Origin of the sequence: Solimonas soli DSM 21787 (assembly GCF_000474945.1) — a bacterium.
GTDB classification, from domain to species: Bacteria; Pseudomonadota; Gammaproteobacteria; order Nevskiales; family Nevskiaceae; genus Solimonas; species Solimonas soli.
Map to the genome: position 1 here is coordinate 71,103 of NZ_AXDW01000001.1, position 23,381 is coordinate 94,483.

At 68.4% G+C, this 23,381-nt stretch carries 23 protein-coding genes; 7 read left to right on the forward strand and 16 right to left on the reverse strand.

Annotation, left to right across the window (positions count from 1 at the left end):
* Positions 1 to 72: 72 nt before the first annotated feature.
* The 8 genes from truA to leuC form a co-directional block, all read right to left on the reverse strand.
* The gene (gene truA, locus K344_RS0100340) at positions 73 to 858 is read right to left on the reverse strand and encodes a tRNA pseudouridine(38-40) synthase TruA (protein ID WP_028079006.1); all 786 of its coding nucleotides are present in this window, start codon (positions 856 to 858) and stop codon (positions 73 to 75) included.
* Between the two features lie 45 nt (positions 859 to 903).
* Positions 904 to 3,357: a motility hub landmark protein FimV gene (locus K344_RS0100345; RefSeq protein WP_028079007.1), complete on the reverse strand. Its 2,454-nt coding sequence runs from the start codon at positions 3,355 to 3,357 to the stop codon at positions 904 to 906.
* 96 nt (positions 3,358 to 3,453) lie between these two features.
* Complete coding sequence (locus K344_RS0100350) at positions 3,454 to 4,476, reverse strand: Asd/ArgC dimerization domain-containing protein (RefSeq protein WP_028079008.1); 1,023 nt, start codon at positions 4,474 to 4,476, stop codon at positions 3,454 to 3,456.
* Between the two features lie 96 nt (positions 4,477 to 4,572).
* A complete protein-coding gene (gene asd / locus K344_RS0100355) occupies positions 4,573 to 5,691 on the reverse strand; it encodes an aspartate-semialdehyde dehydrogenase (RefSeq protein ID WP_028079009.1) in 1,119 nt (372 codons plus the stop codon).
* A gap of 78 nt (positions 5,692 to 5,769) precedes the next feature.
* Positions 5,770 to 6,852, reverse strand: coding sequence for a 3-isopropylmalate dehydrogenase (gene leuB / locus K344_RS0100360; protein WP_028079010.1), 1,083 nt, complete (start codon positions 6,850 to 6,852; stop codon positions 5,770 to 5,772).
* Between the two features lie 53 nt (positions 6,853 to 6,905).
* Positions 6,906 to 7,688 carry a class I SAM-dependent methyltransferase gene (locus K344_RS0100365; protein ID WP_043113415.1) on the reverse strand — a complete coding sequence of 261 codons (783 nt, stop codon included), beginning with the start codon at positions 7,686 to 7,688 and terminating at the stop codon, positions 6,906 to 6,908.
* Entirely contained in the window at positions 7,685 to 8,326 is a 642-nt protein-coding gene (gene leuD / locus K344_RS0100370; RefSeq protein WP_028079012.1) for a 3-isopropylmalate dehydratase small subunit, read from the reverse strand. The genes K344_RS0100365 and leuD overlap by 4 nt, the downstream gene beginning before the upstream one ends.
* 12 nt (positions 8,327 to 8,338) lie before the next feature.
* Entirely contained in the window at positions 8,339 to 9,754 is a 1,416-nt protein-coding gene (gene leuC / locus K344_RS0100375; RefSeq protein ID WP_028079013.1) for a 3-isopropylmalate dehydratase large subunit, read from the reverse strand.
* Positions 9,755 to 9,889: 135 nt separating this feature from the next.
* Here leuC and K344_RS0100380 point away from each other — a divergent pair, with 135 nt between their 5' ends.
* From K344_RS0100380 to K344_RS0100395, 4 genes are all read left to right on the forward strand, one after another.
* The gene (locus K344_RS0100380; RefSeq protein ID WP_028079014.1) at positions 9,890 to 10,768 is read left to right on the forward strand and encodes a LysR family transcriptional regulator; all 879 of its coding nucleotides are present in this window, start codon (positions 9,890 to 9,892) and stop codon (positions 10,766 to 10,768) included.
* Positions 10,769 to 10,858: 90 nt separating this feature from the next.
* The gene (locus K344_RS0100385) at positions 10,859 to 11,260 is read left to right on the forward strand and encodes a ketosteroid isomerase-related protein (RefSeq protein WP_028079015.1); all 402 of its coding nucleotides are present in this window, start codon (positions 10,859 to 10,861) and stop codon (positions 11,258 to 11,260) included.
* Positions 11,260 to 11,859 carry a GNAT family N-acetyltransferase gene (locus K344_RS0100390; protein ID WP_028079016.1) on the forward strand — a complete coding sequence of 200 codons (600 nt, stop codon included), beginning with the start codon at positions 11,260 to 11,262 and terminating at the stop codon, positions 11,857 to 11,859. Before K344_RS0100385 ends, K344_RS0100390 begins: the two co-directional genes overlap by 1 nt.
* The gene (locus K344_RS0100395; RefSeq protein ID WP_028079017.1) at positions 11,856 to 12,749 is read left to right on the forward strand and encodes a carbon-nitrogen hydrolase family protein; all 894 of its coding nucleotides are present in this window, start codon (positions 11,856 to 11,858) and stop codon (positions 12,747 to 12,749) included. The genes K344_RS0100390 and K344_RS0100395 overlap by 4 nt, the downstream gene beginning before the upstream one ends.
* A gap of 3 nt (positions 12,750 to 12,752) precedes the next feature.
* On the opposite strand, the gene K344_RS19410 is transcribed toward K344_RS0100395, so the two are convergent.
* The 3 genes from K344_RS19410 to prmB form a co-directional block, all read right to left on the reverse strand.
* Positions 12,753 to 13,031, reverse strand: coding sequence for a hypothetical protein (locus tag K344_RS19410; protein WP_051361716.1), 279 nt, complete (start codon positions 13,029 to 13,031; stop codon positions 12,753 to 12,755).
* A 66-nt stretch (positions 13,032 to 13,097) separates the two neighbouring features.
* Positions 13,098 to 14,183 (reverse strand): chorismate synthase, encoded by a 1,086-nt coding sequence (gene aroC / locus K344_RS0100405; RefSeq protein ID WP_028079018.1) that lies wholly within the window; start codon positions 14,181 to 14,183, stop codon positions 13,098 to 13,100.
* A complete protein-coding gene (gene prmB, locus K344_RS0100410) occupies positions 14,180 to 15,148 on the reverse strand; it encodes a 50S ribosomal protein L3 N(5)-glutamine methyltransferase (RefSeq protein ID WP_084196776.1) in 969 nt (322 codons plus the stop codon). Before prmB ends, aroC begins: the two co-directional genes overlap by 4 nt.
* 160 nt (positions 15,149 to 15,308) lie before the next feature.
* Here prmB and K344_RS0100415 point away from each other — a divergent pair, with 160 nt between their 5' ends.
* From K344_RS0100415 to K344_RS19415, 3 genes are all read left to right on the forward strand, one after another.
* Positions 15,309 to 15,938 (forward strand): SCO family protein, encoded by a 630-nt coding sequence (locus tag K344_RS0100415; RefSeq protein ID WP_051361717.1) that lies wholly within the window; start codon positions 15,309 to 15,311, stop codon positions 15,936 to 15,938.
* Positions 15,939 to 15,966: 28 nt separating this feature from the next.
* Positions 15,967 to 16,869 (forward strand): archaetidylserine decarboxylase, encoded by a 903-nt coding sequence (asd, locus tag K344_RS0100420; RefSeq protein WP_028079021.1) that lies wholly within the window; start codon positions 15,967 to 15,969, stop codon positions 16,867 to 16,869.
* 93 nt (positions 16,870 to 16,962) lie between these two features.
* Positions 16,963 to 18,435 (forward strand): M48 family metalloprotease, encoded by a 1,473-nt coding sequence (locus K344_RS19415; protein WP_245586057.1) that lies wholly within the window; start codon positions 16,963 to 16,965, stop codon positions 18,433 to 18,435.
* Positions 18,436 to 18,443: 8 nt separating this feature from the next.
* Here K344_RS19415 and K344_RS0100430 read toward each other — a convergent pair whose 3' ends face one another.
* The 5 genes from K344_RS0100430 to rpsA form a co-directional block, all read right to left on the reverse strand.
* Positions 18,444 to 19,433 carry an NAD-dependent epimerase/dehydratase family protein gene (locus K344_RS0100430; RefSeq protein ID WP_028079022.1) on the reverse strand — a complete coding sequence of 330 codons (990 nt, stop codon included), beginning with the start codon at positions 19,431 to 19,433 and terminating at the stop codon, positions 18,444 to 18,446.
* Between the two features lie 193 nt (positions 19,434 to 19,626).
* Entirely contained in the window at positions 19,627 to 20,805 is a 1,179-nt protein-coding gene (locus tag K344_RS0100435) for a tetratricopeptide repeat protein (protein ID WP_028079023.1), read from the reverse strand.
* Between the two features lie 2 nt (positions 20,806 to 20,807).
* A complete protein-coding gene (locus K344_RS0100440; RefSeq protein ID WP_028079024.1) occupies positions 20,808 to 21,110 on the reverse strand; it encodes a LapA family protein in 303 nt (100 codons plus the stop codon).
* An 8-nt stretch (positions 21,111 to 21,118) separates the two neighbouring features.
* Positions 21,119 to 21,460: an integration host factor subunit beta gene (locus K344_RS0100445; protein WP_028079025.1), complete on the reverse strand. Its 342-nt coding sequence runs from the start codon at positions 21,458 to 21,460 to the stop codon at positions 21,119 to 21,121.
* Positions 21,461 to 21,572: 112 nt separating this feature from the next.
* Positions 21,573 to 23,249 (reverse strand): 30S ribosomal protein S1, encoded by a 1,677-nt coding sequence (gene rpsA, locus K344_RS0100450; RefSeq protein ID WP_028079026.1) that lies wholly within the window; start codon positions 23,247 to 23,249, stop codon positions 21,573 to 21,575.
* Between the last annotated feature and the right edge of the window lie 132 nt (positions 23,250 to 23,381).

Sequence of the window (23,381 nt, forward strand, 5' to 3'; positions counted from 1 at the left end):
ACCATTCGCCCCGCGAATGGTCCTCCCCCTCCCGCTGTGCGGGCGAGGGGCGGTGGCGTCGCTGCGCGACACTTACGCTCCCGGGAACCACGGCGTCGGCGGTTTCGGGAGCGCGAATTCTGCCGGATATTGCGGCCCCACGAAATAGAGCCCTTCGGCGGGCGCCGTCATGCCGCCCGCCGTGCGATCGCGCGCCGCCAGCACTGCCGCGACCCAGGCCGGCGGCCGCCTGCCGAGGCCGACTTCGACCAGCGTGCCGGTGATGTTGCGCACCATGTGATGCAGGAAGGCATTGCCGGCGATGTCGAGCACGACGAAGTCGCCGGCGCGCAACACGCTGATGCAATGCACCTTGCGCATCGGCGTCGGCGACTGGCACTGCGAATCGCGAAAGGAGGAAAAATCGTGCTCGCCGACCAGGGCCTGCGCGGCGGCGTGCATGGCCTCGGCGTCCAGCGTGCGCGGCCAATGCGCGGCGCGACCGAGCAGCAGCGCGCTGCGCGCGCGATGGTTGTGGATGACGTAGCGGTAGCGGCGTTCGAGCGCGCGGTACCGGGCATGGAATTCGAGCGGCACCGGCCGCACCCAGCGCAGGCTGATGTCGTCCGGCAGGTTCGAGTTCGTGCCGAGCAGCCAGGCGTAGTCGCTGCGCGTGGCGTCGGTGTCGAAATGGATGACCTGCTGCAGCGCATGCACGCCGGCGTCGGTGCGACCGGCGGCGGTGATCGTCACGACATGGTCGGCGACGCGGCCGAGCCCGCGTTCGAGCTCGGCCTGGACCGTGTGCCGGCCGCTGAGCGCCTGCCAGCCCGAGTAGGCGGTGCCGAGGTATTCGACGCCGGCCGCGTAACGCGCCACCCGCCTACCCTGCCCGCATCAGGCTGCGCGCGTCCGAGCCGTCTCTCAGCCGAGGCGGCCGAGCAGCTCGCGCGCATCCTGCTGCTGCGCCGTGCTGCCCTGCTGCAGCACTTCGTTGAGCAGGCCGCGCGCCATCTCGTTGTCGCCCATGTCGACGTAGGCCCGCGCCAGATCGAGCTTGGTGCCGGCCTCGTCGCCGGAAATCTCGCCGGCGTCGGTCGGCACCGCGTCGAAATCGAATTCGTCGAGGCGAATCTCCGCTGCCGGCGCGGGCGCCGGCGGCGGCGCGCTGGGCGGCGGATCGACATCGAAACCGCTCAGATCGAAGTCCAGCGTGTTGCCGCGATCGGCCGGGGTCGGCGCTGGCGGCGCGGCCGGTGCAGCCGGCGGCTCGCCCATGTCGAAATCGCCGAGATCGAATTCGACGGCATTGCCCGGCTCGGGCTTCGGCTCATCGAGCTTGCCGGCATCGAGCGAGGACAGTTCGAGATCGTCGAGCTGGAAGTCCAGCGTCGAGGCAGCAGGTGCGGCCGGGGCGGCCGGGGCGGCCGGCATCTCGGCTTCGGCCGTCGGCGCCGCGACTTCGGTCGCCGCGAAGCCGAGGTCGAGATCGGGTTCCAGCGTCGCGGTCGCGGCATCACCGAACAGCGGCGCGGCCGGATCGAGCTGCTGGCCCATGATCGCCAGCTTCTGCCACTCGGCCGGCGGCAGCCTGTCCTTGAGCGTCGCCGCCGTCTCCTCGAACTCCGCGACCTTGCCGGCTGCGAAATACGTCTCCGCCAGCTTGACGGCGATGTCGGTACGGCCCGGCTCCTTGGCCGCCGCCTGCTTCAGCAGCAGCGCCGCCTCGTCGTACAGACCGTAGGCCAGATGGAAATCCGCCTCCGACACCGGGTCGTTGGCATCGAGATCGATCTGCACGGTCTGCGCCGCGAACTGTCCGGTCAGGTCGAAATCGACCGGCGGCAGCGCGGCGGCCTCGGCGGCTGCGGGCGCCGCCGCCAGGGTCTGCGTCTGCAGCTGTTGCGTGGCGGCGATGTCGGCTTCCGACGCCGTATCCAGCGTTTTCTCCAGGCGCTCGAGTTCGGCCTTGGCGGAAGGCTTGTTGGTCGCCGCCGCGGCCGCGGCCGCCGCCACGCCCGCACCGGCAACACCCGCGGCCGCCATCTTGCCGGCCGAAGGCTGCGCCAGCGGCATGCGACGCGGCGCGGTCGGCGGCGGCGGCGCGACAGGCGCCGCCCGGCGCTGCTTCCAGCGCGAGTACAGATAGGCGATGCCGAACAGCAGCAGCAGGCCGAGAACGAGCGGAATCAGCAGGCTTTCGAGCAGCCCGCCCTCTTCACGCGGCGGCAGCGGCTGCGATTTCGTCGGGGCCGGTTCCGGCTCGGCGGCCGCCGGTGCCGGGGCCGGCGCCGCGGCGGCAACGCTGGCGGCGGGCGCCGGCGCCGCATCGCTCGCGCCCGGCGCGGCGGCCGTCGAAGACGCGACCGCCGGCCCGGAGGCCGGCGCGCCGGGCGGCGCGGCACCGGTCGCACTGACTGGCGGCGGCGGCGTCTCGGCTGCGGGCTGCGCGACCTTCGGCGATGCCGGTGGCGGCGGCGCGATATTGGCCGGCTCGATCTGTGGCCGGCGCGGCGGCGGCGCGGCGCGCACGGCCGACCCCGGCAGGCCGCGCAGGCGCGCGACTTCCGCCTTGGCATCGGCGGCCGGCGTGGCCTTCATCTCGTCGGCGCCGGGAACGCGCAGCATCGCGCCCTTCTGCAGGCCGTTGATGCTGCCGTCGAACGCGCGCGGATTGCCCCTGTAGATGGCGAGCAGGACCTGATCCATGGTGATGCCGGGATTCGGACGCATGCGCGTCGCGATGCTCCACAGCGTCTCGGCCGGCTTGACCGGCCCATAGAGCTCGCCCGGGTTGGCGGTGATGGCCTCGGCGCCGGACGTCGAAGGCGTCGGCACCGGCGCGGGTGCCGGCGCGGCGGGAGGCGGCGCCGGACGGGGCGCCGGCCTGGCCGGCGGCGGCTCGGCGGGCACCGCCGTCGCCTGTGCCGGCTCGACGTCGGCGATCGGCGTCGGCGTCGTGCGCCGCGCCGCGCTGTCGGCGACGCTGAATTCCGGCGGATCGAGCAGCACGGTGTATTGACGCAGGATGCGATTGCCGCCGCCGCGAATATCGAGCAGCAGCTGCACGTAGGGCTCGTGCGCGACCTGCTCGCTGCGGATCTCGATGCGCGGCGTGCCGTCCGTGCGCACGGCGAAGCGCAGGGTCGACAGATAGTCGGCATGCTCGATGCCGGCGCGCGCGAAGTCGTCGGCACCGGCGAGACCGACGCGCAGGCTCGCCGCCTCGTCGCTGCTCACCGAGCTCAGCGGAATGACCGCGTCGAAACGCTGGTTGAGGTGCGAGCGCACCTGGATCTCGCCGAGCCCGAGCGCGCTGGCGGCCGACAGCCAAAGACCGGTGACGACGCCCGCCACGGGAATCACGATGCGCTTCATAGTCCTCCAAGCCCCCCTTGGACTTCCGGCGACCGCCACAGGAGATTTCATGCTGCGGCTTAAATTACGCGTATAAGCCCTTTTATACATGATGATTTATAAATAGTCACGGATGACGATCTCGGCATTCGCCAATGCATTCAAGGCACTGCAGCGACGCACATTGTCCGCCACCAGCCATAGCTGCAGCGCATGTGCCTCGCCGCGCGGCACGCGCAGGCGGCCGACCCGGATTTCGGGGTTGAGCGCCGCGTCGGTGACCGGCGTGGCGCCGTCTTCGGCGACGCGCGAGGCTTCCACCGTGAAGCCGCTCAGGGCCTCGATCAGCGCCTGTGCCGCCGCCGCGTCAGGCGGCCGCGCGAAGCGCAGCTCGGCACTCGCCGCATATCCGTAGAACACCGGCACCTGCAGCAGCGTGGCCCGCACGGTGAGCTGCGGCAGCCCGAGCAGCATGGGCAACTCCTCGGCGATGCGGCGCTCGCGTTCGGTGCTGCCGTCGACGCCGGCGTCGCCGTCCTGGCCGAGCACGTTGAAGGCGATCTGCCGCGCGAAGTAGCGACGCTCGTAGAAGCGCGCGTTGAGCAGTGCCGTGGTTTCGCGCGCCAGATCCTCGAGCGCGGTGCGACCGCCGTCGGACGCCGGCAGAAGGCCGGTCAGCGAAACGTGCTCGAGCCCGAACCCGGCGTGCAACGCCGCCAGCACCGGCGCCAGGGCGACGTTGAGGCGGTCCGGCGAGGCGACGATGCCGCGCTCGTTGAAACGCGCCAGGGCTCTGGCGTTGACTTCCGGGACGACGAGCGGAATCGCCGAATCGCGCCAGGCCTGCCCGGTCGCGTCGATGACGACGGCGCCGGCGTCCGCCGCGCGCTCGGCCTGCGCCGACAGCTCCGCATCATCGTCGGCGAGAAACGCCAGCTGCACCTGCGTGAAATCGAAGGTGCGCGCGTCTTCGAGAAGGAGCGGCGCGCCGGCGAAGCGCACGTCGGCCTCGGACTGCGGATCCAGCACCAGCGCCGACGTCTCGCCGGCCGGAAACTTGCGTTCGGCCATCAGCTCGAACAGCGCCTCGGCAATCGGACTGTCGGCGCCGATGATGGCGATCTCGAACCGCTTGGACATGCACGCTCCTGAAAAACAAAACCCGTCCGCGAGGACGGGTTGCGGGGCGACATTCTAACGACGGCGCCGCGCCGGCGTTACGGGGCGGCTCCGGCATCAGGCGCCGAGCAGGATTCTCAGCATGCGCCGCAGCGGTTCCGCGGCGCCCCACAGCAGCTGGTCGCCGATCACGAAGGCCGACAGGTAGCCGGCGCCGAGATCGAGCTTGCGCACGCGGCCGACACCGATCTGCAGGCCGCCGGTGATCGAAGCCGGCGTGAGTTCCTTCACGGTCAGCGCGCGATCGTTCGGCACCCATTTCACCCAGTCGTTGCCGCTCTTGATGATCGCTTCGATCTCGTCGAGCGGCAGATCGCGCCTGAGCTTGATGGTCAGCGCCAGGCTATGGCAACGCATCGCGCCGATGCGCACGCACAGGCCGTCGACCGGAATCACCGACTCCGGCGTCGCCTTGCCGAGGATCTTGTTGACCTCGGCGCGGCCCTTCCACTCTTCCTTCGACTGGCCGTTCGGCAGCTGCGCGTCGATCCACGGAATCAGGCCGCCGGCCAGCGGCGCGCCGAAGAACTCGGTCGGCACGTCCTCGCGGATCGCCTTCGCCACCTTGCGGTCGATGTCGAGGATCGCCGAGGCCGGCGTCGCCAGTTCATCGGCGACCGCGGCGCTGACAACGCCCATGCCCTTGAGCAGCTCGCGCATGTGGCTGGCGCCGCCGCCCGACGCCGCCTGGTAGGTCATCGAGCTGATCCATTCGACGAGATTCTCGCGGAACAGGCCGCCGACGCCCATCAAGAGGATCGAATTCGTGCAGTTGCCGCCGATGTAGTTCTTCACGCCGCGGGCCAGCGCCGCGTCGATGACGTGGCGGTTGACCGGGTCGAGGATGATGACGGCGTCGTCCTTCATGCGCAGCGCCGAGGCCGCGTCGATCCAGTAGCCGTCCCAGCCGCTGGCGCGCAGCTTCGGATAGATCTCGTTCGTGTAGTCGCCGCCCTGGCAGGTGATGATGATGTCCATCGCCTTGAGCGCGTCGACGCTGTTCGCATCCTTCAGCGCCGGCGTCGGCTGGCCGGCTATCACCGGGCCGGCGCCGCCGACGCTCGAGGTGCTGTAGAAATGCGATTCCACCAGCGCGAAATCGTTCTCTTCCTGCATGCGCTGCATCAGCACCGAGCCGACCATGCCGCGCCAACCGACGAATCCGACCTTCTTCATCTCACTCACTCTTTGCATGCATTGCGGAGGACCATTTCATCCTCCCATTTGAAAGTCGCGTACAGGGATGTACGCGGCTTAGACAGGACGTCTCAAACTCGCAGCAATCGCATCGCCCATCTCGCGCGTGCCGATCACCGTCTCGCCCGCACTGGCGATGTCGCCGGTGCGCTTGCCGTCCTTCAGCACCCGCTTCACCGCGGCGTCGATGCGCCCGGCGATGTCGCCGCGGTTGAACGTGTACTTGAACATCATGGCCACCGACAGAATCGTCGCGATCGGATTGGCCTTGTTCTGGCCCATGATGTCCGGCGCGCTGCCATGGATCGGCTCGTACATGCCCTTGTTGTTCACGTCGAGCGAGGCCGACGGCAGCAGGCCGATCGAGCCGCACAGCATCGACGCTTCGTCCGAGAGAATGTCGCCGAAGATGTTGCCGGTGACGATCACGTCGAACTGCTTCGGACGGCGCACGAGCTGCATCGCCGCGTTGTCGACGTACTGGTGCGTCAGCTCGACGTCCGGATAGTCCTGGGCGACCTTGATCACCACTTCACGCCACAGGCGCGAGGTCTCGAGCACGTTTTCCTTGTCGACCGAGCAGACGCGCTTGCTGCGCTTGCGTGCCGCTTCGAAGGCGACGCGGGCGATGCGCTCCACTTCCGGTTCGCTGTAATGCATGGTGTCGTAGCCTTCGGCATGGCCTTCGGCATTGCTGCGCCGACCGCGTGGCTGGCCGAAGTAGATATCGCCGGTCAGCTCGCGCAGGATCAGGATGTCGAGACCCTCGATCACCTCGCGCTTCAGCGACGACGCATCGGCAAGCTCGTCGAAGGCCAGCGCCGGGCGCAGGTTGGCGAACAGGTTCAGATCCTTGCGGATGCCGAGCAGGCCGCGCTCCGGGCGCAGCTCGCGCGGCAGCTCGTCGTACTTCGGGCCACCGACCGCGCCGAGCAGGATCGCATCGGCCTCGCGCGCCGCCTTCTGCGTCGACGGCGGATACGGATGGCCTTCGGCGTCGTAGGCGGCGCCGCCGAGCTTGGCGAAGCTCCATTCGAGCGCTTCGCCTTCGGCGCGCAGCACTTCGAGGATCTTCACGGCCTCGGCCATGATCTCGGGGCCGATGCCGTCGCCGGGCAGGATCAGGATTTTCTTGGTCATCGTTTTTCGTCTTCTTCAGTCTTTAAGTCTTTGCGTGGTCTTTGCGCGCCTGCTCAACGCGCCTTCTTCACCGCGACGAAACGCAGGCGCACGTAGTCGGCGGTCCACTGCCCGACCGTGTTGGCGAGACGCTCGTGCAGGCTGCCCTGCACTTCGGCGATCAGCGCCGCGCGCTCGCCTTCCGGCACGATCGCCAGGAACGCCTGCGCGAACGTGCGCAGCCAGCCGCTGATGTCGCCGGGCAGCAAGGTCGGCCGCGGGAAGCTCTCGATGGCGACGACGTCGAAGCCGGCGGCCTGCAGGCGGCGGCGGTAATCGGCGAGCGTCGGGAAGAACCAGGGATCGGCCTGCGCCGCGTCGTAGCCGCGTCGCGCCATCGCATCGTGGATCGCGCCGCGGATCGCCGCGATGTTGCCGGCCGCGCCCATCTCGGCGACGAAGCGACCGCCCGGTTTCAGGGCACGCGCCACGCTGAGCAGCACGCCGTCGGGATCGCGCTTCATCCAGTGCAGCGCCGCGTTCGAGAACACCGCGTCGAACTCGTTCGCGAAGGTCAGCGCCTGCGCGTCGGCGAGCCGCGCGTCGACGCCGCGCTCGCGCGCGGCCGCGACCAGCTCGACGCTGGCGTCGATACCGACCACGCGCGCGCCGCTGGCCGACAGCTTCTCGGTCAGCGCGCCATCGCCGCAGCCCAGGTCGAGAATGCGCTCGCCGGCCTGCGGCGCGAGCCACTCGACGAGGCTCTCGGCGAGATCGGCGACGAAGCGGCCGTTCTTCGCGTAATCGCGCGCATCCCAGCTCTGGCCGGCCACGTCGGCGACGACCAGCGTGGTCATGACGCGAACAGCCACGGCGCCTGCTGCGCGCGCCGGGCCTCGTAGGCGCGGATCGCGTCGGCGTTCTTCAGCGTCAGGCCGATCTCGTCGAGACCCTCGACCAGGTTGTGCTTGCGGCCGGCGTCGATCTCGAACGAGAACGCATTGCCGCACGGCAGCTTCACCTGCTGCGCCGGCAGGTCGATGGTGAACTGCGCATCCGGATTCCGGGCGACGCCGTCGAAGATCGCCTGCACTTCCTCGGGCTTGAGCACGACCGGCAGCACGCCGTTCTTGAAGCAGTTCGAGAAGAAGATGTCGGCATAGCTCGGCGCGATCACGGCGCGGAAGCCGTAGTCGTCGAGCGCCCACACGGCATGCTCGCGCGACGAACCGCAACCGAAGTTGTCGCGCGCGATCAGGATCTGCGCGCCCTGGTGCTCGGCCTTGTTCAGCACGAAGTCCGGATTGACGCGGCGCGTGGCCGGATCGATCTCCAGATCGCCGGCATCGAGATAACGCCAGTCGTCGAACAGGAACGGGCCGAAGCCGGTGCGGCGGATCGACTTCAGGTACTGCTTGGGAATGATGGCGTCGGTATCGACGTTCGGACGATCCAGCGGCGCGATCTTGCTGCTGACGACAGTGAAAGCTCTCATGTTCGGGTTCCTCTAGAAGCTGCGCACGTCGACGAAGTGGCCGGCGATGCCGGCCGCCGCGGCCATCGCCGGCGACACCAGGTGCGTGCGACCGCCGGCGCCCTGGCGGCCTTCGAAATTGCGGTTGCTGGTCGAGGCGCAGCGCTCGCCCGGCTCCAGACGGTCGGCGTTCATCGCCAGGCACATCGAGCAGCCCGGCTCGCGCCACTCGAAGCCGGCGTCGCGGAAGATCTGGTCGAGACCTTCGGCCTCGGCCTGTTCCTTCACCAGACCCGAGCCGGGCACGACCATCGCCAGCTTGACGTTGGCCGCCTTCTTCCTGCCCTTGACGACCGCCGCGGCGGCACGCATGTCTTCGATGCGCGAATTGGTGCACGAGCCGATGAAGACCTTGTCGATCGCGATCTTCTCGATCGGCGTGCCCGCCTTCAGGCCCATGTAGGCGAGCGCCTTCTCCATGCCGTTGCGCTTGACCGGATCGGCCTCGTCGGCGGGATTCGGCACGGCGGCACCGACCGGCAGCACCATCTCCGGCGAGGTGCCCCAGGTCACCTGCGGCTGGATGCCGGCGGCGTCGATCTCGACGACGGCATCGAACGCGGCGCCGGCGTCGCTCTTCAGCGTCTTCCAGTACGCGACGGCGGCATCCCAGTGCTCGGCCTTCGGCGCGTAGGGACGGCCTTTCACGTAGGCGATGGTCTTGTCGTCGACGGCGACCAGGCCGGCGCGCGCGCCGCCCTCGATCGCCATGTTGCACAAGGTCATGCGGCCTTCCATCGACAGGTCTTCGATCGCCTCGCCGGCGTATTCGATGACGTGGCCGGTGCCGCCGGCGGTGCCGATGCGGCCGATGATCGCCAGCGTGATGTCCTTGGCCGTGACGCCCGGGCCGACGTGACCCTTGACGCGGACCAGCATCGTCCTGGCCTTCTTCAGCACCAGGGTCTGCGTCGCCAGCGCGTGCTCGACTTCCGACGTGCCGATGCCGAAAGCCAGCGCCCCGAACGCACCGTGCGTCGAGGTGTGCGAGTCGCCGCAGACCACGGTCATGCCCGGCAGGGTGGCGCCCTGCTCCGGGCCGATCACATGGACGATGCCCTGACGGCGGTCCATCAGGTCGAACTTGGTGATGCCGAACTCGGCGCAGTTGGCGTCCAGCGCGTCGAGCTGGGCACGCGAAATCGGGTCCTTGATGCCCTTGGCGCGATCGACGGTCGGCACGTTGTGGTCCGGCACCGCCAGATTCGCCGCCAGCCGCCAGGGCTGGCGGTGGTTCAGGCGCAGGCCGTCGAAGGCCTGCGGGCTGGTCACTTCATGAACCAGATGGCGGTCGATGTAGATGAGGGCCGAGCCGGCGCCCAGATCGCTGACGACGTGGTCGTCCCAGATCTTGTCGTACAGCGTTCTCGGCTTGTTGCTGCTGCTCATCGCGGCCTCTCCTGCAGATTTTGGGTGCGAAAGTGGCGGGCATTCTAGGAGCGCGTTACCCATAACTCCAATGAATCGTTTTCATAAAGTGCATTCCGATGCAGAATGAGTGGAATCTTTCCGCCGCACGCCGCCATGGAAACCCAGTTCCTCGCCGCCTTCGTCGAGATCGCCGACTGCGGCTCGTTCACGCAGGCCGCCGAATCCCTGCACCTGTCGCAGCCGGCGATCAGCAAGCGCATCACCGCGCTGGAGGCGCAGATCGGCCACGCGCTGTTCGACCGTGTCGGCCGCCGCGTCACGCTGACCGACGCCGGCCGCACGCTGCTGCCATACGCGAGGAAGACGCTGCAGGACATCGAGGACGGCAAGCGCGCGCTGTCGAACCTGCACGAGGAAGTCGCCGGCCGCCTGTCGTTCGGCACCAGCCACCACATCGGTCTGCATCGCCTGCCGCCGGTGCTGCGCGCGTACACGCTGCAGTACCCGAACGTCGATCTCGACATTCACTTCATGGATTCGGAAGTGGCCTGCGAGGCGGTGATCGCCGGCAAGCTCGAACTCGGCATCGTCACCCTGCCGACCACCCCGCTGCCGCAGCTCGAACAGCGCCTGGTCTGGCCGGACCCGATGGTGGTCGTCGTCGCCGCCCAGCATCCGCTCGCCGGCCGCCGCAACGTGCCGCTGCGCGAACTCGCCGAGCACCCGGCGGTGCTGCCGGACGAGGCGACGTACACGCATCGCATCGTCACCGCCGAACTCGAACGCCAGGGCGTCGCGCCGCGCGTGCGGCTGGCGACCAACTATCTCGAAACGCTGAAGATGCTGGCCGGCATCGGCCTCGGCTGGAGCGTGCTGCCGGCGTCGATGCTCGACGACACGCTGTGCGAAGTCGGCGTGCGCGGCCTCGCCCTGCATCGCGAGCTGGGCCTGGTCTGGCATCAGCGGCGCACGCTGTCCGGGGCGGCGCGCGCGCTGCTGACGCAATTGCCGGAAGCGAGTATCCGACAATGATTTCACCCGGACCGCCACGATCGGGCAATGAACGCCGCGATCCGAGTCCGTAGAATTCGCGATCCTCCAGGCCTGGGACCGAGATCCACGATGAATGCCGCCGCGCTGATCGAACGCTACTACGCCGCCTTCAATGCCGGCGACTGGAACGGTTTCTTCGAGCTGCTGGCCGACGACGTCGCGCACGACATCAACCAGGGCATACGCGAAACCGGCAAGGAAGCGTTCAGGAAATTCATCGAGCGCATGAACCACAGCTACCGCGAGCAGATCGTCGACATCGTCGTGATGAGCAATGCCGACGGCTCGCGCGCCGCGAGCGAATACACCGTGCTCGGCCAGTACCTGGCGACCGACACCGGCCTGCCGGAAGCGCGCGGCCAGACCTACCGGCTGCCGGGCGGCGCGTTCTTCGACCTTCGCGGCGGCAAGGTCGCGCGCGTGACCAACTACTACAATCTCGAAGACTGGCTCAAGCAGGTCGCCGCCTGATGGCCGAGCTTCGCATCGAGGCCTTGCGCGGCGCGGCGATCGCCACCCGGCTCGACGCCCTCGCCGCGCTGCGCATCCGCGTGTTCCGCGACTGGCCGTATCTGTACGACGGCACGCTCGCATACGAGACGAAGTATCTGCAGATGTACGTGCAGTGCCCGCGCAGCCTCGCCGTCCTGGTCTGGGACGGCGCGCAATGCGTCGGTGCCTCGACCGTGCTGCCGCTCGCCGACGCGCCCCGCGACATGCAGCAGCCTTTCCTCGACGCCGGGCTCGATCTGGCGCCGATCGACTACTTCGGCGAGTCGGTGCTGTTGCGCGAATATCGCGGCCGTGGCATCGGCGTGAAGTTCTTCGAGCTGCGCGAAGCGCATGCGCGCGAGCTGGGCCTGAGGCAGTGCGCGTTCTGCGCCGTCGAGCGCGATGACGGCGATGCACGCAAACCGGCCGGCTACGTCGGCAACGACGCGTTCTGGCACAAGCGCGGCTACCGCAAGGTGCCGGCGCTGCGCACGACGCTGGCGTGGCCGGACGTGGGCGAGACGGCATCGAGCGACAAGCCGATGACGTTCTGGCTGCGCGATCTGGAGACCGCATGATGAAGCTCGCGCTCGCGCAATTCCCGGTGTCCGAACCCCGGCAGTGGGACGATGTCGTCGCGCCGATCGAAGCCTGGGTCGGCGAAGCGGCGGCGGCCGGCGCGCAGCTGCTGGTATTTCCCGAATACGCGGCGATGAGTCTCGCCGCCCTGTTCGACAGCGCGACGCGCGCCGATCTGCAGGCGCAGGTCGATGCGATGCAGGCGCTGCGCGACGACTGGCTCGCCCTGCATCGCCGCCTCGCGCAGCGGCACGGCGTGTACATCGTCGCCGGCAGCTTTCCGTGGCGCCTGGCGCTGGAGTGCGTCGTCAACCGCGCCTGGTTCTGCGCGCCGCACGGCGGCCTCGGTTTCCAGGACAAGCAGATCATGACGCGCTTCGAGCGCGAGCGCTGGGACATCTCGGCCTCGCCCGACAGCGGCCTCAAGGTGTTCCGCACCGCGCTCGGCATGGTCGCGATCGACATCTGCTACGACAGCGAATTCCCGCTGCTGGCGCGCGCGCAGAGCGAGGCCGGCGCCGAGTTGATCCTCGTGCCGAGCTGCACCGACAGCGCCGCCGGCTATCACCGCGTGCGCGTCGGCTGCCAGGCACGCGCGCTCGAGAACCAGTGCTATGTCGCGCAGGCGCCGCTGGTCGGCGAAGCGCCGTGGTCGGCGGCGATCGACGTCAACGTCGGCCGCGCCGGCCTGTTCGGCCCGCCCGATCGCGGCTTTCCGGATTCCGGCGTGATTGTCGAAGGCGAATGGAACGCGCCGCAATGGATACACGCGGACATCGATCTCGGCGAGGTGCTGAAAGTCCGTAACGAAGGCCAGGTCTTCAATCACCGTCACTGGGCCGAGCAAGGCGAAATCGCCTTGCCGCGCGTCGAGATCGTCACGCTGTAGCACTCAACCGGGCAGGCGCTGGAATTTCGGCAGCGTTTCGAGCGCGTCGTCCCAGTTCGCGCGACTCGCGCAGAACAGATGGGCATCCGGGCGCAGTGGCAAGTCGCTGGCGAGACTGCCGGCGGCACGACGAGCATCGCACCGTTCATCTGCACGCTCGGCAGCGCCGAGCCGCAATGCGCGCAGAACGCGATGGTGGCGCGTGCCGGGCAACGTGAATTCGCCGACCTGATCCTGACCGGCCGTGCCGCACAGGCAGGAACCGTGGTGTCGCGCCGTCATCACGCCTCCATCGCCGATGCGCCGCACCGGCCGCGTCGCCTGCGGACAGGAATCGGAAGCAGGCGATCAGATGCGCGGCGTCGCCGGCACCACGTCGGCGTTCTGGCCGCGCTGGCGCAGCGCGTGGTCGATCAGCACCAGCGCCAGCATGGCCTCGCCGACCGGCGTCGCGCGCAGGCCGACGCAGGGATCGTGGCGGCCGGTCGTGCGCATCTCGGTGGCCTCGCCGCTCTCGTCGATGCTCTTGCCCGGCGTGGTGATGCTCGAGGTCGGCTTGATCGCGTAGCGCGCGTAGATGGTCTGGCCGCTCGAAATGCCGCCGGTGATGCCGCCGGAGTGATTGGCAAGAAAGCCCTGCGGCGACAGCTCGTCGCGGTGCTCGGTGCCGCGCATCCGCGCGACCGCCATGCCGTCGCCGATCTCGACACCCTTGACCGCGTTGATCGACATCAGCGCGTGGGCAATGTCGGCGTCGAGGCGATCGAACACCGGCTCGCCGAGACCGGGCGGCACGTTGGTCGCCTCGACATAAAGCCTGGCGCCGATCGAATCGCCCTCGCTGCGCAGGCGATCGATCAGCGCTTCGAGTTGCGGCACGCGCGGCGGGTCGGCGCAGAAGAACGGATTCTGCGCCACCGCGCTCCAGTCGCTCTGCGCGCAATGGATGTCGCCGATCTGTTCGATGCAGCCGCGGATCTCGATGCCGAACTTCTGGCGCAGCCATTTCTTCGCAATGGCGCCGGCGGCAACGCGCACCGCGGTTTCACGCGCGCTCGAACGTCCGCCGCCGCGGTGGTCACGAATGCCGTATTTCTGGATGTAGGCGTAGTCGGCGTGGTTCGGCCGGAACACCTGCTTGATCTTCTCGTAGTCGTAGCTGCGCTGATCGGTATTGCGGATCAAGAGCGCGATCGGCGTCCCGGTGGTCCTGCCTTCGAACACGCCGGACAGAATCTCGACCTGGTCGCCCTCCTTGCGCTGGGTGACGTACTTCGAGGTGCCCGGCTTGCGGCGATCGAGATCCGGCTGGATGTCGGCCTCGCTCAGCTCGAGACCCGGCGGGCAGCCGTCGACGACACAGCCGATGCCGGCGCCGTGCGACTCGCCGAAGCTGGTGACACAGAACAGCTTGCCGAAGGTGTTTCCGCTCATTTGACGTTCTCGACCAGGTCGGCGCGCGAGATGATGAACACGCCGGCATCGCTGCCGCCGTTGTCTTGTTCGAACTCGACCCAGGTCACCGGCAGATCGGGCCAGCGCGCTTCGAACTCGGCGACGCTGCCGCCGACTTCGCAGACCAGCCAGCCATCGTTGCTCAGATGGCGCGGCGCGTCATGCAGGATGCGCGCGACGATGTCCATGCCGTCGTCGCCGGCGGCCAGCGCCATCTTCGGCTCGTGGCGGTATTCGGCGGCGAGCGCCTTCCACTCGGCGTTCGGCACGTAGGGCGGGTTGCTGACGATCAGATCGTAGATCTCGTTGACCAGGCCATCGAAGACATCGGACTTGATCGCGCGCACGCGGTTGCCGAGAACGTGCTTTTCGATGTTGCGCCGCGCGACGGCGAGCGCCTTCGCGCTCAGGTCGGCGAGATCGACCTCGGCGTTCTCGAAGGTGGCCGCGCAGGCGATGCCGATGCAGCCGCTGCCGGTGCACAGATCGAGCACGCGCGCCGGCTCGTCGCGCAGCCAGGGCGCGAAGCCGCGCCGGATCAGCTCGCCGATCGGCGAGCGCGGAATCAGCACGTTCTCGTCGACCTCGAAATCGAGGCCGCAGAACTCGATGTGGCCGAGCAGATAGGCGGCCGGCTTGCGCGTGGTGACGCGCGCGCGCAGCAGCTTCAGGGCGGCGGCCCGCTCGCGCGGCGTGACATGGGCTTCGAGATAGATCGCCGGCACGTCGGCCGGCAGGTGCAGGGCGTGCAGCACGAGGTGGAAGGCCTCGTCGAGGGCGTTGTCGGTGCCGTGCCCGAACACCAGCCCGGCTTCGCCGAAGCGGCTGGCGCCCCAGCGCACCAGATCGCGCACCGTGACGAGGACCTCGGTTTCGCCGGCCGTCGCGCTGGCCGTCGCGGCGGAGCGGGCGGCAGGCCGGGCAATCTGGCGGGAGCGTGGCATAGGCCGTGGGCGCGGGGCGTGGCGACGATGGCGGAAAGGCGCGAATTATGCGGTGCGCCGCGGCACCACGACAAACGCTCGCGGTGGCGACGGCGCAAGCCTGTGGAATAATGCGCGTCATGTCGCCACGCGCGCTTCGCCGCCAAAAACCGGAATCCCGATGTCCTCGAACGCCTCCGCCAACCGCGGACTGCTGATCGCCGTCGCCAGTGCGACCGCGCTCGCGCTCGGCATGCTGGCGGCGATCTGGCTGCAGAAGCCGGCCACCGTCGCCTTGCAGTCGGGCACGCTGCTGCAGCAGCCGCGTCCGCTCGGCGAATTCCAGGCGGTCGATCAGGACGGCGCACCGGCGGGTCGCGCGCAGTTCGAAGGTCACTGGACGCTCATCTTTCCCGGCTTCACCTCGTGCCCGGACGTCTGCCCGACGACGCTGGCCTTGCTGAAGAACGTGATGGCCGGACTCGGCGACGACGCCGGCAAGCTCCGCGTCACCTTCCTGTCCGTCGACCCGGAACGCGACACGCCGGCCCGGCTCAAGCAGTACGTGCAGTACTTCGATCCAGCCTTCACCGCGCTGGCGCCGACGCCGGAGCAGCTGAAGGCCATCGCCCAGCAGCTCGGCGTGGCCTACGCCAAGGTGCCGGGCGCGACGCCGGACAGCTACACGATGGACCACTCGGCGGCGCTGATCCTGATCGATCCGCAGGCACGCATCGCCGGCTATCTCACGCCGCCGTTCGACGTCGCCCGCCTGAGCGCCGACCTGCGCACGCTCATCGACCGTCGCTGACCCCCTTTTCCGCACCCACTTCCGCACCATGACCGAGGCGACTCCCGCCAAGACCGACGCGCGCTTCGCCGACCGCGCCTTCGTCGCCCTGCAGCTCTGCCTGCCGACGCGCTGGCTGTCGCTGCTCGTCTTCAAGCTCACGCAGCTGCGCGCGCCGCGCTTCAAGAACGCGCTGATCCGCCTGTTCCTGCGCGGCTACACGATCGACCTGTCGGAGGCGGAATTCGACGACATCGAGCGCTACGACAGCTTCAACCACTTCTTCACCCGCGCCCTCAAGCCGGGCGCGCGGCCGATGCCGGGCAACGCGCAGGCCTTCGTCAGTCCGGTCGACGGCACCATCAGCCAGTTCGGCACGATCAGCGAAGACCGCATCATCCAGGCCAAGGGCCACAGCTTCAGCCTCTACGATCTGCTGCCCGGTGACGCCGACGCCGGCGATTTCGTCGGCGGCGAGTTCTGCACGATCTATCTGGCGCCGTACAACTACCATCGCATCCACATGCCGATCGACGGCCGCCTCGCGCACTGGAACTATGTTCCCGGCCGCCTGTTCAGCGTGAATGCGGCGACCGCGCGCGCGCTGCCGAACCTGTTCACGCGCAACGAGCGCCTCAATGCGCGCTTCGACACGCCGGCCGGGCCGGTCGCGCTGTCGATGGTCGGCGCGCTGTTCGTCGGCTCCCTGGAAACCGTGTGGTCCGGCCGCGTCACGCCGCCGCACCTGCGCCACGCCAGCGACGGCGGCCCGTACACGACCATGCAGCCGGTCGCGCTGGCACGCGGCGCGGAAATGGGCCGCTTCAACATGGGCTCGACCGTCATCCTGCTGGCGGCGCGTGGCGCGATCCGCTGGGCACAGGACATCGCGCCCGGCCAGCCGGTGCGGCTCGGCGCGACGCTCGGCAACTGGCGCCGTGCCGGCGCTTGAAGCGGCGGGCCGGCCGATCGAGACTGCGAGAACTTCCCGTCGTCCGGCGGCTCTAAGGCGCTGGATCTCAAAAGCCTGCGGAACCCGCCCCGGATGAATGCTGCAACACGATCAGCGCTGACGCGCGGCCTGCTGCCACTGGCGGTTGCGGCGCTCGTCCTGGGCAGCGGACGGGCGGCGGCGGTGTCGACCGCCGCGCTCGATCTGCCGCAACTCGGCGAGCCGGCCGACAACACGCTGTCGCCGATGCAGGAACGCGCGCTCGGCGCGCGCGTCACCGCCGAGCTTTACCGCGAGAACTACACGGTCGAAGACCCGCAGCTGATCGACTACATCAACGCGATCGGCTACAAGCTGGCCGGTGCCAGCAGCACCACGCCGCCGCCGCTGACCGTGTTCGTGGTGCAGGACCCGCGCATCAACGCCTTCGCCCTGCCCGGCGGCTACATGGGCATCAACGCCGGCACGCTGCTCGCCGCCGACAACGAGAGCGAACTGGCCGGCGTCATGGGCCACGAACTCGCGCACATCACGCAGCGCCACATCGCGCGTACCGCCGAGGATACCGAGGTCGGCACGATCGCCACCTGGCTGGCGGTGATCGCCGCGATCATCGCCGGTTCGGCCAATCCGGACGTGGTAATGGGCGCTCTCGCCGTCGGCCAGGGCATCAACTACCAGCGCCAGGTCAGCTACACGCGCGCGCACGAGCAGGAGGCCGACCGCATCGGCATCCAGACCATGGCCGCCGCCGGTTTCGATCCGAACGGCATGGCGAGCTTCTTCGGCAAGCTGCAGCAGCAGTCGCGCCTGTACGGCAACGGCATCCCGGAAATCCTGCTGACGCATCCGCTGAGCACGAATCGCATGGCCGAGGCCGCGGCGCGCGCCGCCGAGCTGCCGCGCATCCGCCACGAGGATCCGATCGAGTTCTTCGTGATGCGCGCCCGCGCGCGGGTGCTGTCGGCGGAAATGCCCGGCGAGGCGCTCGACTACTTCGCCAACGAACTCAAAGCGGGCCGCGACACGATCGAGAACCGCTACGGCCTCGCCTTCGCGCAGTTCAAGCAGAGCCAGGTCGTCGCCGCGATGCAGACGCTCGCACCGCTCGTCGACCGCTATCCGAAGCAGGCCAACATCCAGCTGCTCGACGCCGACCTGCTCGCGCAGAACGGCCGTCTCGATCGCGCGATGGACGTCTACCAGCGCCTGCTGCAGCTGTATCCGCGCTACGCGCCGGCGATGCTGGCTTATGCCGAGGCGCTGATGAACGCCGGCAAGCCCGACGCCGCGCGCCAGTACCTGCTGTCGCACGAGCAGGCGCAGGGCACGCAGCTGGCGACCTATCAGCTGCTGGCGCAGGCGGCGCGCGAGAGCGGCAATCTGGCGGAATCGGCCTACCAGATGGGCACCTACCTGCAGCTGCGCGGCGATCCGGGCAGCGCCCTCGCCCAGCTCGACGCCGGCCTGCGCCTGCCCGAACTCAGTGCCCAGGATCGCGCGCGCCTGGTCGCCAAGCGCACCGAGGTGCGCAACGCGCTGCCGGACAGCTACCTCGCCCGCTAGGGCAGCGCTCAGCGCTGCAGCAGGCCGGCCTCGTAGAGCCAGTCGCGGCAGTCGGTCAGCATGCATTCGAGGGTCTGCGGGCTGTAGCCCAGCTCGTCCTGCGCGCGCTGGCTGCTGCAGTAGAGATTCTCCGCGAGCAAGGCGACGGCATCGCGCGTGATGTCCGGTTCGCGCCCGAACAGGGGTGCCGCCCATTCCTCGACGGCGGCATAGGCGAGCAGCACGCGAGTCGGCAGCGTCTGCGGGCGGCGGCGCACCCCGAGCAGGCGGGCGATTTCGCGGACCAGGCCGACGTAGCTCGCCTGTGCGCCGCCGAGCAGATAGTTGGCGCCGATCCGGCCGCGCTCGGCCGCCGCGACATGCGCTCTGGCGACTTCATGCACATGGCAGAAACTGCCGCCGCCCGGCGGCATCGCCGGCAGACGGCGCTGCTGCACGAGGCGGAACATGCGCGACCAGGTCGAGGTGTCGTAGGGTCCGACGATGTTCGAGGGATTCATGATCACGGCCGGCAGGCCGGCGGTGATGCCCTTGCGCACCTCGCGCTCGGCAAGCGCCTTGCTGCGCACGTAGTTGATCGTCGCCGCGCTGCCGCGCGTCGGCGTGTCCTCGGTGATGGTGCCGCCGTGAATGCCGTAGGCGACGATGCTCGAGGTATGCACGAAGCGCTTGACGCGCGCCTCCAGCGCGGCGCGCACCACATTGCGCGTGCCCCGCACGTTCACCTTGATCTGCTCGACGTGCGTGCGATTCCACATGCTGGTGTTGCCGGCGACGTGGAACACGCAATCGACTTCGCGCGGAATGACGCCGCGCAGCGTGCGCAGGTCGGTCACGTCGCCGAACACGCGGCGCAGCCGCGGGTAGCGCGCCAGCGGCGCGACGTCCGACGTCGCGCGATGCAGGGCGACGATGTCCCAGCCCTGGGCATGCAACTCCGCAACGAGATTGAGGCCGACGAAGCCCGTCGCTCCGGTGACGAATGCCGTTTTCGTCAAGCGTTTCTCCTCCGCTGACGTTATGTTTATTGCCGCAGTCTAGCAGCGCTTCGACGCGACCGGCCGGATCGCGCGGCTCGATCGCCCGCGCCCGGTCCCGCGCGTTCTTGCGCATCGCCTGTCGGCGCGCGCTTGTTCGTCGGCCGGGCCCGCAGGAAAGCAGGTGCCGGACGCGACGGCGACAGCTCGACGCTCAGGCTCCCGGCAGGCGCATCGCCTCGTCGATCGGCGTGATCGTGCCCCAGCGCTTGCAGCTCGGGCACTGCCAGAACTGCTGGCGCGGCGAAAAGCCGCAATTGCCGCACTGATAGCGCGGCGAACTCTCCATCAGCCGCCGCAGCGCCTGGCGCAGGCTGGCGGCAGGCTTGTCGAGGCCGGCGGCGATGACCGCCGGCTGCTTCTCCAGGACCTCGAGGAACTGCGCCAGCACGGCGCGGCTCGGCCGCACTTCCAGGCCTGCGGCGAGACGGTCCATGGGGTCCATGCCCTCGTCGGCGAGCAGGCGCGCCTCGGCAACGTAAGGCAGGCTGCTCGACGAGATCTCCCGGGCGTCGCTGAGGAACTGCAGATAGCCCTGCTGATCGCCGGTCTTCTGCGCACAGCGGTACAGCGGCTCGATGACGTCCGGCAGGAAGCGTGGATCGAGCTGGAACGCGCGCAGGTACGCCTGCGCGGCGGCGCCGAACTCGCCCTTGCCCTCGTACAGCGCGCCGAGCAGCAGGTGCGCACGCACGCAGGCCGGATCCTCGTCGACGGCGCGCCGGGCGCGGCGCACGGCCTCGTCGACATTCTTGGCGCGGCGCGCCTCGTCGGCCATCTCGGCTTCGTACTGCGCCACCAGCGCACGCTTCGATTCGCCCTGCGCGGCCTCGAGACGGCGCGCGGCGGCGATGGCGTGCTCCCAGTCGCGGCCCTGCTCGTAGATGATGCGGATCTGGTCGAGCGATTCGGTGACGTAGCGGCCGTCGGCGACCAGTCTCTCGAACTGCGCCTCGGCGTGATCCATGACGCCGGCACGCATGTAGTCGAAGGCGAGTTCGCGGCGCACCTGCGCCTGGATATCCGGCGTCAGGTTCGGCCGCGTCAGCAGTGCCTCGTGGATGCGCAGGGCGCGATCGATCTCGCCGCGCTTGCGGAACAGATTGCCGAGCGTCAGGTGCAGTTCGACCGTCGAGTGATCGATTTCGGCCACCTGGGTCAGGGCCGCGATCGCCTGGTCGGGATCGTCGGATGCGAGCCGCGTGAGCAGGCCGCCGAGCTGTTCCGGCGCAATCGCGGCCGCCACCGCGGCGGGCTGTGCGCGCCGGCCGAGCACCCATCCCAGCACCAGTCCCAGCGGCAGCAGCAGCCAGGTGAACAGGGAGTCGAGCATGCTCAGCGCGTTTCGCTCGGCGAGGTGACGGGAAGATTGCGCAGGGTGCGCAGCTCGCCCTCGGCCTCGCGCAGCTGCTTGCGCAGGCGTCCGACCTCGAGCCGCATGCTGAACAGGCGCCCCGAGACGGCGGCGATGGTCAGCACGATGCCGATCGAGAACGCCGCGATCAGCACCGCGATCAAGGGAAACTCGGCCGTGCCGAACAGATAGTTGAACTGCACCGGCTGCGCATTGAAATAACCGATCGACGCGCCGAGCACGAGGATGACGAGCAGAACGATCAATACGGCGAGCCGGGACATGGCCGATCTCAGGCCAGGCCGACCGTCGGCTGCGACGATTCGCTCGCGGCCGCAGCATCTGCTTCGGCGCCCAGCGCGTTGACCCGCTCGCGCATTTCCTTGCCGGGCTTGAAGTGCGGCACGCGCTTCGGCGGAATCTGCACCGGCTCGCCGGTCTTCGGATTGCGCCCGACGCGCGCCGGGCGATGATGCAGCGCGAAGCTGCCGAAGCCGCGGATTTCCACGCGCTCGTCGCGCGCCAGCGCGTTGCTGATCTGGTCCAGAACCAGCTTGACGGCCAGCTCGACATCCTTGTGCATCAGATGCGTCTGCTTAGCAGCGAGCTGTTCGATGAGTTCAGACTTCGTCATAAGTCCCGGAACCATAAGCGATTTGACGCGCTAACGATAGTTAAAAAAAAAGGGCCGCGCAAGCGCGGCCCTTTCGTTTTTCCCAGAAATTCCGGGTAGATAGGCGTCAAACTTAATTATTGTTGCCGCCGATCTGTTCCTTCAGCAGGTCGCCCAGGCTGGTCTTGCCGGTCGACGCGTTGCGGCTGTACTCCGCGACGGCCTCCTGCTCTTCCTGGATTTCCTTCTCGCGCACCGACAGCATCACCGTGCGGCTCTTGCGGTCGACACCGACGAAGCGGGCATCGAGCGTATCGCCTTCCTTGAGCACCTTGGTGGCGTCGTCGATGCGGTCGCGCGACAGATCGCCCGCCTTGATGTAGCCCTCGACGCCGTTGCCGAGATCGATGACCGCACCGCGCGCATCGACCGTCTTGGCGATGCCCTTGACGATGACACCCTTGGTGTTCTTGGCGATGAACTCCGACAGCGGATCCTGCTGGACCTGCTTGACGCCCAGCGAGATGCGCTCGCGCGCACCGTCGATCGCCAGCACCACCGCGTCGAGCTCCTGGCCCTTCTGGTAGCGACGCACGGCGATTTCGCCCGGCTCGTTCCAGTCGAGATCCGACAGGTGCACGAGGCCGTCGATGCCGCCGTCGAGACCGATGAAGATGCCGAAATCGGTGATCGACTTGATCGCGCCATGGACGCGGTCGCCCTTCTGGTGGTTCTGCGCAAACTCTTCCCACGGATTCGGACGGCACTGCTTCATGCCGAGCGAGATGCGGCGGCGCTCGCCGTCGATGTCGAGGATCATGACCTCGACCTCGTCGCCGACCTGCACGACCTTGGCCGGGTTGACGTTCTTGTTGGTCCAGTCCATTTCCGAGACGTGCACCAGGCCTTCGACGCCCGGCTCGATCTCGACGAACGCACCGTAGTCGGTGATGTTGGTGACCTTGCCGAACAGGCGCGTGCGCTCCGGATAACGACGCTCGATGTCACTCCACGGATCGGCACCGAGCTGCTTGAGGCCGAGGCTGACGCGGCGGCGCTCGCGGTCGTACTTGAGGACCTTGACTTCGATTTCCTGGCCAACCTGCACGACTTCGGCCGGATCCTTGACGCGCTTCCACGTCATGTCGGTGATGTGCAGCAGGCCGTCGATGCCGCCGAGGTCGACGAAGGCGCCGTACTCGACGAGGTTCTTGACGACGCCCTTCAGCACCACGCCTTCCTGCAGGTTGGCGAGCAAGCTGTCACGCTCGGCCGAGTATTCGGCTTCGAGCACTTCGCGGCGCGAGACCACGACGTTGTTGCGCAGCTTGTCGAGCTTGATGACCTTGAACTCGAGCGGCTTGCCTTCGAGGTACGAGGTATCGCGGACCGGACGGACGTCGACCAGCGAACCCGGAAGGAACGCGCGGACCGTGCCGATGTCGACGGTGAAACCGCCCTTGACCTTGCCGGTGATGATGCCGATGACGGTTTCCTTGCCCTCGAACGCCTTGCCCAGGCGCTCCCAGGTCTTGATGCGCTCGGCCTTTTCCTTCGAGAACTTGGTCTCGCCGAAGCCGTCCTCAACGGTTTCCAGCGCCACTTCCACTTCGTCGCCGACCGCGACCTTGATCTCGCCGTCGACCGCGAATTCCTGCAGGGGAATCACGCCTTCGGACTTCAGGCCTGCGTCAACAATGACGACGTCGGGCTTCACGGCCAGCACGCGCGCATTGACGATGGTGCCGGACTGCATGGACTGGCCGCCCTTGAGGCTGGCCTCGAACAACTCAGCGAAACTCTCGCTCATCTAAAACACTCTTGAAATGGATGATTCCCCGCGCTTCCTGCTTGGGGTCCTGTCAGATAAAAAACGGCTCGCATCCTTGCTTGCCGGCCACAGGCGCAAAACTCGATGAGTCCGCCGCCGATGTTTCCTGCG